The 13,121-nt window shown below is 65.5% G+C and carries 11 protein-coding genes and 2 rRNA genes; 1 reads left to right on the top strand and 12 read right to left on the bottom strand.

Annotation, left to right across the window (positions count from 1 at the left end; all coding sequences use genetic code 11):
* The first annotated feature begins 18 nt into the window (after window positions 1–18).
* Window positions 19–1,158, top strand: coding sequence for a bifunctional 2-methylcitrate synthase/citrate synthase (locus ACP7AX_RS05160; RefSeq protein WP_131681851.1), 1,140 nt, complete (start codon window positions 19–21; stop codon window positions 1,156–1,158).
* A 99-nt stretch (window positions 1,159–1,257) separates the two neighbouring features.
* Here the strand turns inward: ACP7AX_RS05160 and ACP7AX_RS05155 are convergent, their stop codons facing one another.
* The 12 genes from ACP7AX_RS05155 to ACP7AX_RS05100 all read right to left on the bottom strand — a co-directional run.
* Entirely contained in the window at window positions 1,258–1,743 is a 486-nt protein-coding gene (locus ACP7AX_RS05155) for an 8-oxo-dGTP diphosphatase (protein WP_426225647.1), read from the bottom strand.
* 2 nt (window positions 1,744–1,745) lie between these two features.
* Window positions 1,746–2,741, bottom strand: a complete 996-nt coding sequence (gene xerD, locus ACP7AX_RS05150) for a site-specific tyrosine recombinase XerD (protein ID WP_426225646.1) — start codon at window positions 2,739–2,741, stop codon at window positions 1,746–1,748.
* On the bottom strand, window positions 2,741–3,403 hold the full coding sequence (locus tag ACP7AX_RS05145; protein WP_426225645.1) for an NUDIX domain-containing protein: 663 nt from the start codon (window positions 3,401–3,403) through the stop codon (window positions 2,741–2,743). The genes xerD and ACP7AX_RS05145 overlap by 1 nt, the downstream gene beginning before the upstream one ends.
* 26 nt (window positions 3,404–3,429) lie before the next feature.
* On the bottom strand, window positions 3,430–5,175 hold the full coding sequence (locus tag ACP7AX_RS05140; RefSeq protein ID WP_426225644.1) for a CTP synthase: 1,746 nt from the start codon (window positions 5,173–5,175) through the stop codon (window positions 3,430–3,432).
* A 99-nt stretch (window positions 5,176–5,274) separates the two neighbouring features.
* Window positions 5,275–7,014: a DNA repair protein RecN gene (gene recN, locus ACP7AX_RS05135; RefSeq protein ID WP_426225643.1), complete on the bottom strand. Its 1,740-nt coding sequence runs from the start codon at window positions 7,012–7,014 to the stop codon at window positions 5,275–5,277.
* A 3-nt stretch (window positions 7,015–7,017) separates the two neighbouring features.
* Complete coding sequence (locus ACP7AX_RS05130; protein ID WP_131681856.1) at window positions 7,018–8,043, bottom strand: NAD kinase; 1,026 nt, start codon at window positions 8,041–8,043, stop codon at window positions 7,018–7,020.
* Window positions 8,044–8,056: 13 nt separating this feature from the next.
* Window positions 8,057–8,869, bottom strand: coding sequence for a TlyA family RNA methyltransferase (locus ACP7AX_RS05125; RefSeq protein WP_426225642.1), 813 nt, complete (start codon window positions 8,867–8,869; stop codon window positions 8,057–8,059).
* 2 nt (window positions 8,870–8,871) lie between these two features.
* Window positions 8,872–9,102, bottom strand: a complete 231-nt coding sequence (locus ACP7AX_RS05120) for a hypothetical protein (protein ID WP_131681858.1) — start codon at window positions 9,100–9,102, stop codon at window positions 8,872–8,874.
* A 9-nt stretch (window positions 9,103–9,111) separates the two neighbouring features.
* A complete protein-coding gene (locus ACP7AX_RS05115) occupies window positions 9,112–10,101 on the bottom strand; it encodes an HAD-IIA family hydrolase (protein WP_426225641.1) in 990 nt (329 codons plus the stop codon).
* A 6-nt stretch (window positions 10,102–10,107) separates the two neighbouring features.
* The gene (locus tag ACP7AX_RS05110; RefSeq protein WP_426225640.1) at window positions 10,108–11,943 is read right to left on the bottom strand and encodes a hypothetical protein; all 1,836 of its coding nucleotides are present in this window, start codon (window positions 11,941–11,943) and stop codon (window positions 10,108–10,110) included.
* Between the two features lie 577 nt (window positions 11,944–12,520).
* A 5S ribosomal RNA gene (rrf, locus tag ACP7AX_RS05105) occupies window positions 12,521–12,637 on the bottom strand.
* A gap of 204 nt (window positions 12,638–12,841) precedes the next feature.
* Window positions 12,842–13,121: ribosomal RNA gene (locus tag ACP7AX_RS05100) — 23S ribosomal RNA — on the bottom strand; the annotation flags it as partial.

The following is a 13,121-nucleotide window of genomic DNA, read 5'->3' as shown; positions in this document are numbered from 1 at the left end:
GAACAAAGGAGTTTCAGCATGGCTGAACAGGACATCAAAAAGGGTCTCGCCGGCGTCGTGGTGGACTACACCTCCGTCTCGAAGGTCAACCCCGACACCAATTCCCTGCTGTATCGGGGCTATCCGGTGCAGGAGCTCGCTGCGAGGTGCAGTTTTGAGGAAGTGGCGTTCCTGCTCTGGAACGGTGAACTGCCCACTGCGGAGCAGCTGGCAGAGTTCACCGCACGCGAACGGGCCGGGCGCGCCCTGGACCCCGTGGTGAAGCAGGTGGTCGATGCCCTCCCCACCAGCTCGCATCCCATGGATGTCTGCCGGACCGCGGCCTCGGTCATGGGTGCGCGGCATCCGCTGGCGGAGGATTCCTCACGCGAGGCGAACATGGCCAAGGCCGTGGACCTGTTCGCGGCGATGCCCGCGGTGGTTGCCTACGATCAGCGCCGCCGCCACGGGCAGGAAGCCGTGGAACCCCGCGATGACCTGGGGTACTCCGCCAACTTCCTGTGGATGGCCTTCGGTGAGGAACAAGTGCCCGAGGTTGTGGAGGCATTCAACGTTTCGATGATCCTGTACGCCGAGCACTCCTTCAACGCCTCCACGTTCACGGCGCGCGTCATCACCTCCACGCTTTCGGATCTCCATTCCGCTGTGACCGGAGCTATCGGCGCCCTGAAGGGTGCGCTGCACGGCGGCGCCAACGAGGCAGTCATGCACACCTTCGATGAGATCGGGATCCGTTCCGAAGAGTCCCTGGACGAGGCCGCTGCCCGCGCGAAGGCGTGGATGGAGGATGCCCTGGCGCAGAAGAAGAAGGTCATGGGCTTCGGCCACCGTGTGTACAAGCACGGCGATTCCCGGGTGCCAACCATGAAGGCTGCCCTGGACAAAATGATCGCCCACTACGGCCGTCCCGAGCTCCTGGGGCTGTACAACGGCCTGGAAAGCGCCATGGAAGAGGCCAAGGCCATCAAGCCCAACCTCGACTACCCTGCCGGCCCCACTTATCACCTCATGGGCTTTGATACCCAGACGTTCACTCCCCTGTTTGTCGCCAGCCGCATCACCGGCTGGACGGCCCACATCATGGAGCAGCTCGATTCCAATTCGCTGATCCGCCCCCTGAGCGAATACAACGGAGTTGAGGAGCGGCACGTCCCCTGATCGGACAGGAACGTACGACGACGCCAAAACCGGCGGCGGGCCGGTCACCCTTGTGGGGTGGCCGGCCCGCCATTCGTTTGGCTGCAGCGGACCGTTGCCTCAGAGGTTTGAGTAGTCCAGGACTTCCCGCACGGTTTCGCTGTCCCCATTGAGGACCACCGTGAGGCGCAGCACCGTCCCGCTCAGGGCCAGGGGCAGCCAGTGCGCCGCGTCCTGCCACATTCGCTCCACCGGCAAGGCCCCGACGTCGAACCATTCCGGCAGGATCTCCGCGCTCTCGGCCGGCTCCCCGGCCCAGCGGGCCGCCACGAACAGCCGGGTGCTCATGTTCCATTCGGGCCGGGCCGGGAAATCGAAGGTGACTACGCCGGCGTCGCGGAGGTCTTCCTGCAGGACCACCACGCCGGACTCCTCGTGGACTTCGCGGCACGCGGCTTCGGCGTCGGTTTCCCCCGGTTCCACGTGACCGCCCAGCCCCACCACTTTGCCGCGGCCGAAACCGGTCTTTTTCAGCCCCAGCAGGACCTGTGGCACGCCGTCGAGCTCACGGGTCAGGAAGCACAGCGTGACCGGCACCCCTGCCATGGCTAACCCAGTGCCCGGGGGTGGGCGGCGGCGTAGATTTCGCGGAGGGTATCGGCCGTGACCAGGGTGTAGACCTGGGTGGTGGTGACTGAAGCATGGCCCAGCAGTTCCTGCACCACGCGGACGTCTGCGCCGCCTTCGAGCAGGTGCGTCGCGAAGGAATGCCGGAGGGTGTGCGGGGAGACGTCCTTGGTGATGTTGGCTTTGTCCGCCGCCGCCTTCAGGATGGTCCAGGCACTTTGTCGGCTGATTCTTCCGCCCCGGGCATTAAGGAACAGCGCGGGTGTGCCTTTGCCCTTCGCGGCCAGCAACGGGCGGCCGCGGACCAGGTAGGCGTCCAGTGCCCGCGCCCCGTAGGATCCGAGCGGGACGAGCCGTTCCTTCGAGCCCTTGCCGAACAGCCGGACAATGGCCGGGCCGGATTCCGGTTCCTGCAGCGAGATGTCGTCCACGTCCAGGCCCACGGCTTCGCTGATCCGGGCACCGGTGGAGTACAGGAACTCCAGCAGGGCCCGGTCCCGGAGTCCGGTGGCCGTGTCGGCCCCGGCTGCTTCCAGTATTCTGGTGACTTCGTCCACGCTGATGGCCTTGGGCAGCCTTTTGCCGGGCAGGGGCGGGTGGACGTCGCTGGCGGGATCCGTAGGGGTGAGGCCTTCAAGGGCCCAGAACTTATGCAGTCCCCGGACGGCCACCACGGTCCTGGCGGCAGATCTGATGCCCAGGGCCGTGCCGCCGTCGGATCCGTCCGTGAGGGCCATGACGTAGCCGGTGACGTGATGGCGGGTGATCTGGCCCGGCGCCTGGCAGCCCTCCGCCGCAAGGTAGCGGGCGTAGCGTGTCAGGTCACGGCGGTAGGCCGAGAGCGTGTTCAATGCCAGCCCCCGCTCGACGCCCATGTGCTGGAGGTACTCCGTGATGGCACGCTCGATGGCTGTGGGCGGTGCGGTTGGGGGCACCGCCGGCGGCGCGGCGGCTTCTGCCTGGATTTCTGCGGACATTAACGCTGGCTGGGGTGCGCGGGCCAGGGTGCGTCCGCGGGGCGCAGCCCGGCGAAGCCGTCAGCGCGCGCTGCGGCGGCGGCCAGGATTCCGACGACGGCGGACGGGTTGTGCAGCCGGCCCGCCAGGACTGACGCGACGGCGTCGTCCAGGCTGATCCAGTGGAATTCGATCTCGGCTTCCTCGTCGGTACGTTCGTGCCGCTCGTGATGGGGAACGTCCGTGAGGTCACGGGCCAGGTAAATCCGGATGGCTTCACTGGAGGAGCCCGGTGAGTTGAAGAAGTCGGCCAGGACATTCCACTGCGCGGCTGCAAGGTCCGCCTCTTCGGCAAGTTCGCGGGCGGCGCCGACAACAAAGTCCTCGCCTTGCACGTCCAGCAGGCCTGCCGGGATTTCCCACAGATCCATCCCCACGGGGTGGCGGTACTGCTTGATCAGCAGGACCTCACCGGCACTGTTCATCGGCAGGACGGCCACAGCACCCGGATGGTCGATGTAGTCGCGGGTCAGGGCATCGCCCGCTTCGCTCAGCTTGAAGCTGTCGCTGACAACGTCCCAGATCCGGCCCTTGTAGACCTTTTCCGTGGACAGAAGACGGCGCGGGCTCGGTGCATCCGAAACCCTCCGGGCAGCAGAGGGGGTTTCAGGAATTCCGGGCATCGCGCCGTCCTCAGGGTCGTCGGTATTTACTTGGCGGCAACCGTGCGTACAGGCTTGATGGCCAGCACGTCCTGTGCGTTCTGGTGGTCCAGCGCAGCCTTGACCAATCCGGCGAACAGCGGGTGCGGCCGGGTGGGGCGCGAGCTGAGTTCCGGGTGGGCCTGGGTGGCTACGTAGTACGGGTGGACTTCGCGGGGCAGCTCAACGTATTCGACCAGCTTGCCGTCCGGAGACGTCCCGGAGAAGACGAGGCCCTCGGCGGCGATCTGCTCGCGGTACTTGTTGTTGACCTCGTAGCGGTGGCGGTGCCGTTCGCTGACTTCGGTGGTGCCGTAGGTCTCGGCGATGACGGAGCCGGCGTCGAGCTTTGCCTCGTACAGGCCCAGGCGCATGGTGCCGCCGAGATCGCCCTTACCCTCCACGATGTCCAACTGCTCTTCCATGGTGGCGATGACCGGGTACTTGGAGTCCGGCTCGAATTCGCTGGAGGATGCGCCCTCGAGGCCCACCACGTTGCGGGCATATTCGATCACCATGCACTGCAGGCCCAGGCACAGGCCCAGCACTGGCAGCCGGGTTTCCCGCGCATACTTCAGGGCGCCCAGCTTGCCTTCGAGGCCACGGATGCCGAAGCCGCCGGGGACGCAGATGGCGTCCACGCCGTCCAGTGACGCAACGGCGCCCTCGTGGGTTTCGCATTCGTCGGACGGCACCCAGCGGATTTTGACCTTGGTTTCGTTGGCGAAGCCTCCGGCGCGCAGGGCCTCCGTCACGGACAGGTAGGCGTCGGGCAGGTCGATGTACTTACCCACCAGTGCGATTTCCACGTGGTGCTTGGGGTTGTGGACTGCTTCGAGCAGTTTATCCCAGCTGGTCCAGTCAACATCCTTGAACGGCAGGTCCAGGGCGCGGACGATGTAGGAGTCCAGGCCCTGGGTGTGCAGGGTCTTGGGGATGTCGTAGATGCTCGGTGCGTCCGGGCAGCCGATGACCGCTTCGATATCGACATCGCACATGCGGCCGATCTTGGCCCGCATGGGTTCCGGGACCTCGCGGTCCGAGCGGATCACGATGGCCTCCGGCTGGATGCCGATGGAGCGGAGGGCTGCCACGGAGTGCTGCGTGGGTTTGGTCTTCAGTTCCTGCGACGGCCCGATGTACGGGACCAGGGAAACGTGGACGAAGAAGACGTTGCCGCGGCCGATGTCCTGGCGGACCTGGCGGGCTGATTCGAGGAAGGGCTGGGACTCAATATCGCCCACCGTTCCGCCGATCTCGGTGATGATGACATCCGGCGCATTCTTGCCCTCGGCGGGCAGGCGCATGCGGCGTTTGATCTCATCGGTGATGTGCGGGATGACCTGGACGGTGTCACCCAGGTACTCGCCGCGGCGTTCCTTGGCGATCACGGTGGAGTACACCTGACCGGTGGTGACGTTGGCCGAGCCCTCAAGGTTTTCGTCGAGGAAGCGCTCGTAGTGCCCGATGTCCAGGTCCGTCTCGGCGCCGTCGTCGGTGACGAAGACCTCGCCGTGCTGGAAGGGGTTCATCGTGCCCGGATCCACGTTCAGATAGGGATCGAGCTTCTGCATAGTTACAGACAGGCCGCGAGCCCGCAGCAGGTGACCGAGGCTTGAAGCCGTCAGTCCCTTACCGAGCGAGGACGCCACACCACCGGTTACGAAGATGTGTTTGGTCGTCTTGGATGAGCCCGGGAACCGGGAATTTACACGGGAATTTGATCGCTGCACCACGGAATTTGAGCCTATCATCAATTGAGCCTTTCCCGGATCAGGAACTGTTCCCCAAATGCTCCAGTGTGCAGGGCGTCACGCCTGCGATCAAGGGGTTGACGCGCCTAATGACCCTTGCTAGGCCCGTTGCGGCAACAGCTTTGCATCGTCCAGCAGCTCCTGGGCATGCGCCTGCGCTGATTCGGAGTCCTCCTGGCCGGCGAGCATCCGGGCGAGCTCCCTGACCCGTTCTGGCCCGTCGAGGAGGCGAACATCACTGGACGTGAAGCCGGTGGCGGTGCCGCCGTCGGCTCCCCTGACCGAAGTTTTGGTGACGGTGATGTGCTGGTCCGCGAAAGCGGCAACCTGTGGCAGGTGGGTGACAACCAGGACCTGGACGTGCTGTGCCAGCATGGCCAGCCGGCGGCCGATCTCGACGGCCGCCCTGCCGCCGACGCCCGCATCCACTTCGTCGAAAACAAATGTGGGCACCGGATCCACGGCGGCGAGCACCACCTCAATGGCGAGCATCACCCGGGAGAGTTCGCCGCCGGATGCGCCCTTGCCCAGCGGACGCGCGGGCGCACCTGAATGGGGCTGCAAAAGGAACGTGATCTCGTCCGCCCCGTACGGCATCAGGTTCGCTGCTGCCTCCCGGGTGATCACCAGCGTGGCATCGGCCATGGCCAATGCCTTGAGCTCGGCACTGACACGGGCGGAGAGGTCCTTGGCGGCCTTGGCACGGATCTTGCTGACGGCCGCCGCCTGCTTCCGGAGCTCAGCCTCAGTGCCGGCAACGTCCGCCTCCAGCGCCTCAATTCTGCTCGAATCGTCCTGCAGCTCATCGAACCGGACCCGGGCGTTTTCCGCCCAGAGCAGCACCTCGTCGATGCTCGGGGCGTACTTGCGGACCAGCTTGGCCAGGTCAGCACGCCGGCCCTCAATCTCGGCGAGCCGTTCCGGCCCCTCCGAATCCAGGCCGGCCTGATAGCTGGCCAGCTCAGTGGCGATGTCGTTGAGCAGGAAGCCCACTTCGGCCAGCCGCGCTGCGGCCTGCCCCAGCTCGGCATCGTGCTCGGCCACATGTTCAAGCGTCCGTTTCGCGGCATCCACCAACGTGGTGGCGTCCCCTGCGTCGCCGTAGTCCTCGGCGATGAGCGCCTGATGCGCGGTATTTGCGGCGATCCTCAACTCTTCAACGTTGGCAAGTTTCACGGCCTCGGCTTTGAGCGACTCGTCCTCCCCCGGCTGCGGATCCACGTCGTCGATTTCAGCCAGGGCGGCTTCCAGCGATTCGGCCTCACGGAGTCTGTCGCGTGCGGCGCTGCGGAGCGAGGCCAGTTCGGCCTGGCTGGTCTTCCAGTGGCTGTACAGCCCCTGATAGGTTCCCAGCGGACCCGCCAGCGCCTCGCCGGCAAACTTGTCCAGGGCGCCACGCTGCGCTGCGGTTCCTTTCAGCCGGATCTGGTCCGACTGGCCGTGGACCACCACCAGGGTTTCGCCGATTTCGGCGAGGACGCCCACCGGGGCGGCACGTCCGCCGAGGAAAGCACGGCTTCGCCCGTCGGCACCGAGGCGCCGGGCAAGGATGAGTTCAGCGCCGCCGTCGAACTCTTCAACGTCCGCCCCCGCCTCCAGTGCCCGGGCAACCGCGGCGTGCCCCGTGTCGAGCTTGAGGACGGCTTCCGCAGTGGCGCTCTTTGCCCCGCTGCGGACGGCCCCGGCGTCGGATCTGGCTCCGAGCAGGAGTCCGACGGCGGTGACCACCATCGTTTTGCCGGCACCGGTTTCGCCGGTGACGACACTCAGGCCCGGGCCCAGCGGCAGGGTGGCGTCGGTGATGACGCCCAGATCGCGGATTCTCAGTTCTTCAAGCATGGTTCACTTTGCAGTCGCGGGATCGGTTTCGTCGTCTGAATGGTCCCCGGAGGGCACCTGGAGCGGGGGCATGGGCCGGGGCGTCCGGACGATCGGAATGGGCCCGGTGTGGATGGCTTCAGACTGGGGAACGGGTCCCCGCCAGCCGTGGATGGGGAGCTCGAACTTGCGGACCAGCCGGGCCGAGAACGGCGTCTGATGGGTCCTGGCCAGCCGGACCGGTGTGGCGGACTTCGTGACTTCCACACGCGCTCCGGGCGGCAGGTCTACCGAGCGCCTGCCGTCGCACCACAGGACACCCTGGGCATCAGTGCGGTTGAGGACTTCCACTGCCAGCCGCGAGCGGGGGGACACCACCAGCGGCTTGGCGAACAGCGCGTGGGCGCTGATGGGAACGATCAGCAGGGCTTCCACCTCCGGCCAGACCACCGGGCCGCCGGCTGAGAATGCGTAAGCAGTGGAGCCCGTCGGAGTGGCCAGCACCACGCCGTCGCAGCCGAACGAGGTCAGCGGCCGTTCGTCCACCTCGGTGACCACCTCCAGCATCCGTTCGCGGTTGCCCTTCTCGATGGCTGCCTCATTCAGTGCCCAGGTGTGCCAGATTTTCTGGCCGCGGACCCAGACCTGGACGTCGATGGTCATGCGCTCTTCCACCGTGTAGTCGCGCCGGGCAATCCATTCCACGGTCTGGGCGAGGTCGGCGCGCTCACTTTCGGCCAAAAACCCCACGTGGCCAAGGTTCACGCCGAGCAGGGGCACGTCCACTTCCCGCACCAGTTCCGCGGCGCGCAGGATGGTCCCGTCCCCGCCGAGAACCATCACGAGCTCAACGTCCGGCAGCTTGACGTGGTCATGCAGGACCTCCACCGGCTGCGTGAGGTGCCCGAAAAACCTCTCCATGTCTGCGAGCTCGGATTCCTGCATCACCGGGACAATGCCGGAGTCATGCAGCTGGGCGCAGGCCTCCCAGGCAGCCTTCAATGTTTCCTCGCGGCCAGTGTGGGCAAGGACAAGTACTCGCCTGCTCATCGGGTTCCGCTTTCTAGTGGTTCGGCCAGATTGGTCCAAGCAGCTTCTCAATGGCTGCGTGGCGCTCTTCGATCTTAGGCAGGTCTTGAGTCATCCTGCGTGTTATCCACAGGAAGTATTCGACGTTTCCGTCCTGGCCCGGCAGCGGGCTGGCCGCCAAGCCGCGTAAGTCCAGGCCGGCGTCGAGCGCTGCGTTGGCGACCTTTTCCACTGCCATCCGGCGTTCCCGCTCGGAATTCACCACGCCCGTACGTCCCAGACGGTCCTTGCCGATCTCGAACTGGGGCTTCACCATCAGCACCAGGTCACCGCCCGGTTTCGTGCATAAGGCCAGCGGCAGGACCACCAGGGTCAGCGAGATGAAGGAGAGGTCAGCCACGGTCAGTTCGGCCAGTCCGCCGATGTCCTCCGGTGTCATGTAGCGGACGTTCATGCCCTCATGCACCGCAACGCGGTCATCGCTGCGCAGTTGCGGGACCAGCTGGCCGTGCCCGACGTCGACCGCCACCACATGTGCCGCACCCCGCCGCAGCAGCACTTCGGTGAAGCCGCCGGTGGACGCGCCTGCGTCCAGGCACCGCTTGCCCTCAACGGTGACGTCCGGGAAAGCGTCCAGGGCACCGGCCAGTTTGTGGCCGGCACGGCTGACGTAGCTGTCTTCCTCGGTGTGCTGGACGGCAAGTTCTTTCTCCTCGTCCACCTGGAGGGACGCCTTGGAAAGGACCTGCCCGGCGGAACTCACTTTGCCCTCGGCGATAAGGGTTGCCGCGTGCGTCCGGGACCTCGCCAGCCCGCGGGCAACCAATGCCTGGTCGAGGCGTGCCACGCTCAGGACCTGCCCTCGGCCAGCGGGGCGTCTTCGTTCAGAGCCTGCAGCAGGGCATCGTGCAGCTCACCGTAAACAGTTTCATGTTCAGCCACGGGCAAGGACTGGACCCCGTCCAGAGCGGTCACGATGGCCGCGACCGAAGGATCGTCGATGCCCTCTGCGGAGGCTTCGGGCCATTCCGGTGCTGGCTGGGCTGCTTCGGGCTGGTTTTTGTGGTTCAGCTCAGTCATTGGACCAGTCTAATGAGTGTGCCATTCGAGTTTTGGCGCCAGTGCTTCAGCGGTGTCCGGGACGGCGGCCCACCAGGCCGCACACGCGGCACGCCATGAGTCCAGGTCATCCTCGGCTCCCTGGATGCTCACGGTCTGGCCGGTGACCTGAGCCGTTGCGCGGCCACAGCGGTAGACGCCGTCGTTCTGGTCAACATCAGGATAGGGCTGGTGGAGGTCGCCCAGGGACGCGATGAGGTAGTTCGGCCGTTCGTCCGTGCGTGCGGCCAGGACCGTTTCCAGCGTGTCGACGCCGGTGAGGACGGCAACCGTGGAGAAGCCGGCGTTGTTGCCGCCCAGGATGTCAGTGTCCAGCCTGTCGCCCACAACCAGCGGGCGGTCCGCGGCCAGCCGTTTCGCGGCAGCGTGGAAGAGGGGCGCCTCCGGCTTTCCGGCAACCCGCGGTTTTTCGCCCGTGGCTGCCGCCACTGCCGCCACCAGCGTCCCGTTGCCGGGCGCGATCCCGCGGGCCTGTGGGATGGACATATCCGTGTTGGTGGCCACCCAGAGCGCACCGCCGGACACCACGTAGGCAGCCTCGGCCAGGTCTTTCCAGCCGATCTCAGGACTGAAGCCCTGGACCACAGCCACCGGACCTTCCGCCTGGCTCCGGACTGCGGTCAGGCCCACAAGTTCGATTTCCTCGGCCAGGGCCGGACTGCCCGTTATCAAGACCTTCGCTCCGGGGGCAAGCAATGAAGCCAGCAGCTCGGCTGCGGCCTGCGAGGAGCTGACTACCTGCTCGTCTTCGGCCGGCGCCCCGAGCTCGCGCAGGTGGGCAGCCACCTGCGCGGGCGAGCGGGACGCGTTGTTGGTGACATACCCGAGGCCGATGCCCAATCCAGCAAGTTGCTGGAGCGAGTCCACCGCACCCGGAATGGCATGCGGGCCGGCGTAGACCACGCCGTCCAAGTCCGCCAGTAACGCGTCGAACAGGGAAATCAGTGGAACTGCAGTCATAACGGGTTAGCTGTCCCGTCCTTCGGAGTGGCCGGTGTCATCGCGGTCTGCGTGCGCTTCTTCGTGGTGCCCGTCTTCGCCGTGCTGATCGTTACCGGGTTCTTCGATGTCAGATGCGCCGGACTCCAGTTCGTCGTTCTCCACTGAATCCTCATCGGACTCGGCATCGTCGGATTCGAAGTAGCCGGACTCAACGTCATCGAGTTCCGCATCCACGCCTGCTGCGGGTTCTTCAACCGCTTCAGCGGCGGCCACTGCAGCGCCGGCTGCCGCCGCTGAGCCAGCCGTCCCGGATTCGCTGCCACTGGCGGCACGTTCGAGCAGGCGCCGGCGCTGTGCTTCCTCGCGGGCTTCCTCTTCCTCGTCCCAGCCGAGGTCCACGATATCCGGTTCCTCATCCACACCAAGGCCCAGGGCATTTTCAGCCACAACGGCCTGCTTCTGCCACTTCTTGGCTTCCTCCCCGCGGCCTACTCCAGCCAGTGCGTCAGCGTAGGCGCGGAACAGGCGGGGGCTGTAGGAGAAGGCACGGTTGATGTCCAACTGGGGAATCTCGAGTTCTGCAACGGCTGCGTCAAGCTGACCGAGGTCCGTCCTGGCACCGGCGGCCACGATGGCCAGCTCGGCTTTGCCCGGAGCGTCCAGGTCCTTGGCTTCCTCGGAACGCACTACGTCCAGGGCCCGGTCCGGCCGGCCGAGTCCGCGTTCGCAGTCTGCCATGACAGGAAGATGGACATTCGATCCGCTGATCCGGCGGTACGTACGGAATTCGCGGAGCGCTTCCCCGTAGTGGCCTGCGGCGTAGGCGGTCAGGCCCACGGCCTCGCGTACTGCTGCGAGCCGGCCACCACGGCGGCTTGCGGCGAGGGCGTGCTGGAAAGCGAGCTCGGGCTCGTCGTCAATCAGGCGTCCGGCCATCACCAGGTGGCGGGCAACCCACTCAGCGCTGTTGTCTTCCAGGGTTTTGATCTGGTGCTGGGTGGCGCGGTCAAGCTCCTTGCCGGTAACGTCCTCGTCGATCTGGGGGGAACGTTCACGGTCGGGGCGGTTGGCGCTGCGGAGATCACGTGCGTTGGGAACACGGGCCGGACGGTCCTCGGCACGGTCCCTGCCGAACTGGCGGGGGCCTGAATCGCCGCGGTCGAAGCTGCGCGGTGCCCGGTCCTGGCGGTCACCGAAGGGCTTGCGGTTCTCGCCGCCGGAGAACCCACGACGCTCACCGTCGCCTTCGCGGCGCGGACGGTCACCAAAGGACTTGTTGTCGCGGTCACCGTAGGGCTTCCGCTCCCCGCCACCGCTGAAGGGCTTACGGTCTGCTCCGCCGCTAAAGGGCTTCCGCTCCCCGCCACCGAAGGTCCGACGCTCACCGTCCCCTTCACGGCGCGGACGGTCACCGAAGGACTTGTTGTCGCGGTCACCGTAAGGCTTCCGCTCGCCGCCACCGGAGCTGCGTCGGTCGTTGTCGCCTTCACGGCGCGGACGGTCACCGAAGGACTTGTTGTCGCGGTCACCGTAAGGCTTACGCTCGCCGCCACCGCTGAAGGGCTTACGGTCGCGGTCACCGAAGGGCTTGCGCTCCCCTGCGCCGGAGCTGCGTCGTTCGCCGTCACCTTCGCGGCGGGGACGGTCACCAAAGGACTTGTTGTCGCGGTCACCATAAGGCTTCCGCTCCCCGCCACCACTGAACGGCTTACGATCGCCAGAGCCCGGCGCCCGCTTCGGGGCCTCGGAATCCCGGCCTTCACGGGATCGGAATCCGCGCGGTTCTCCGCCGGAGTTGTTGGCTCCGCGGAAAGGACCGCGGTCATTGCCGCCTCGGTTGCCGCCGTTGTGCTCAGCCATGGGGATTCCTCCTGTTGTGAGCCGACCACTGGCGCAATCGCAGCCGCTCGTTCCGTGTTTCGTTATCCTACGCAACCCGAAATCAAGCGCTTCGAAGTCCGTACATCTGTAGTCAATTCTAGGCGAGTCCCCAGCGACTCATTACATGAATCCGCCCCCAGGCCGCCGTCGTGGGAATCTTCACACTCCCAGCCGACGCTCTCTCACTTGATGCGCCGTTTCGTCGGACGCTCTGGCAGTTGATGCGGCGTTTCGGCCGACGCTCTCTCAGTTGATGCGCCGTTTGGGCGGACGCTCTCTCAGTTGATGCGCCGTTTGGTTGATGCGCCGGTTGGGCGGACGCTCTGGCAGTTGTCGCGCCGTTTGGTGGGACGCACGGCAGTTTTTTTGGGGCGGGACGACGGCGGCGGGTGGGGTGCTGCGGCGGGTAGTGCCAGAGCGTCGTGGAAATTGGTGCGGGTAGTGCCAGAGCGTCGGGGGAATTGGTGTGGGGTGTGCCAGAGCGTTGTGGTTGGGGGTGGGTTTTAAATGGGTCAGGCCCCGACACGTGTGTGTCGGGGCCTGGCCGTGAATGATGTTCCGGCGGTGACCTACTCTCCCACACCCTCCCGGGTGCAGTACCATCGGCGCTGTGGGTCTTAGCTTCCGGGTTCGGAATGGGACCGGGCGTTTCCCCCACGCTATGACCGCCGTAACCCTTGCTCCGCACCCGCGGCGCCCTGGGGCGTGGGGTGGGAAATCTGGTGTTACAACTGTGGTGTTGTTATTTAGTTGTTGGTTCCGGCCATCAAACCTGGGTTTGTTGGTTGGGAACCACATAGTGGACGCAAGCAGTCTTGTTATCTTTTTACCAGTGCTTGGTGTGAACGTCTTTTGAATGCCGTTCACGCATTGGTGTGTGGTGTAAGTTATCGGCCTATTAGTACCGGTCAGCTTCACGAGTCGTTAGTCCTCGCTTCCACATCCGGCCTATCAACCCAGTGGTCTGGCTGGGGGCCTCTCACACACAAGGTGTATGGAAATCTCATCTCGAAGCGAGCTTCCCGCTTAGATGCTTTCAGCGGTTATCCCATCCGAACGTAGCTAATCAGCGGTGCACTTGGCAGTACAACTGACACACCAGAGGTTCGTCCGTCCCGGTCCTCTCGTACTAAGGACAGCCCTTCTCAAATTTCCTG

Origin of the sequence: Pseudarthrobacter sp. DSP2-3-2b1 (assembly GCF_049895945.1) — a bacterium.
GTDB lineage: Bacteria > Actinomycetota > Actinomycetes > Actinomycetales > Micrococcaceae > Arthrobacter.
Note: the sequence above shows the minus strand (reverse complement) of the source record. Positions and strands in the feature narration are given on the sequence as shown.

Excerpts from the sequence above, each read along its gene's own strand:
- recN (WP_426225643.1), bottom strand. The coding sequence starts at position 7,014 with ATGCTTGAAGAACTGAGAATCCGCGATCTGGGCGTCATCACCGACGCC.
- xerD (WP_426225646.1), bottom strand. The coding sequence starts at position 2,741 with ATGTCCGCAGAAATCCAGGCAGAAGCCGCCGCGCCGCCGGCGGTGCCC.
- ACP7AX_RS05115 (WP_426225641.1), bottom strand. The coding sequence starts at position 10,101 with ATGACTGCAGTTCCACTGATTTCCCTGTTCGACGCGTTACTGGCGGAC.
- ACP7AX_RS05160 (WP_131681851.1), top strand. The coding sequence starts at position 19 with ATGGCTGAACAGGACATCAAAAAGGGTCTCGCCGGCGTCGTGGTGGAC.
- ACP7AX_RS05110 (WP_426225640.1), bottom strand. The coding sequence starts at position 11,943 with ATGGCTGAGCACAACGGCGGCAACCGAGGCGGCAATGACCGCGGTCCT.
- ACP7AX_RS05130 (WP_131681856.1), bottom strand. The coding sequence starts at position 8,043 with ATGAGCAGGCGAGTACTTGTCCTTGCCCACACTGGCCGCGAGGAAACA.
- ACP7AX_RS05145 (WP_426225645.1), bottom strand. The coding sequence starts at position 3,403 with ATGCCCGGAATTCCTGAAACCCCCTCTGCTGCCCGGAGGGTTTCGGAT.
- ACP7AX_RS05120 (WP_131681858.1), bottom strand. The coding sequence starts at position 9,102 with ATGACTGAGCTGAACCACAAAAACCAGCCCGAAGCAGCCCAGCCAGCA.
- ACP7AX_RS05155 (WP_426225647.1), bottom strand. The coding sequence starts at position 1,743 with ATGGCAGGGGTGCCGGTCACGCTGTGCTTCCTGACCCGTGAGCTCGAC.
- ACP7AX_RS05140 (WP_426225644.1), bottom strand. The coding sequence starts at position 5,175 with ATGATAGGCTCAAATTCCGTGGTGCAGCGATCAAATTCCCGTGTAAAT.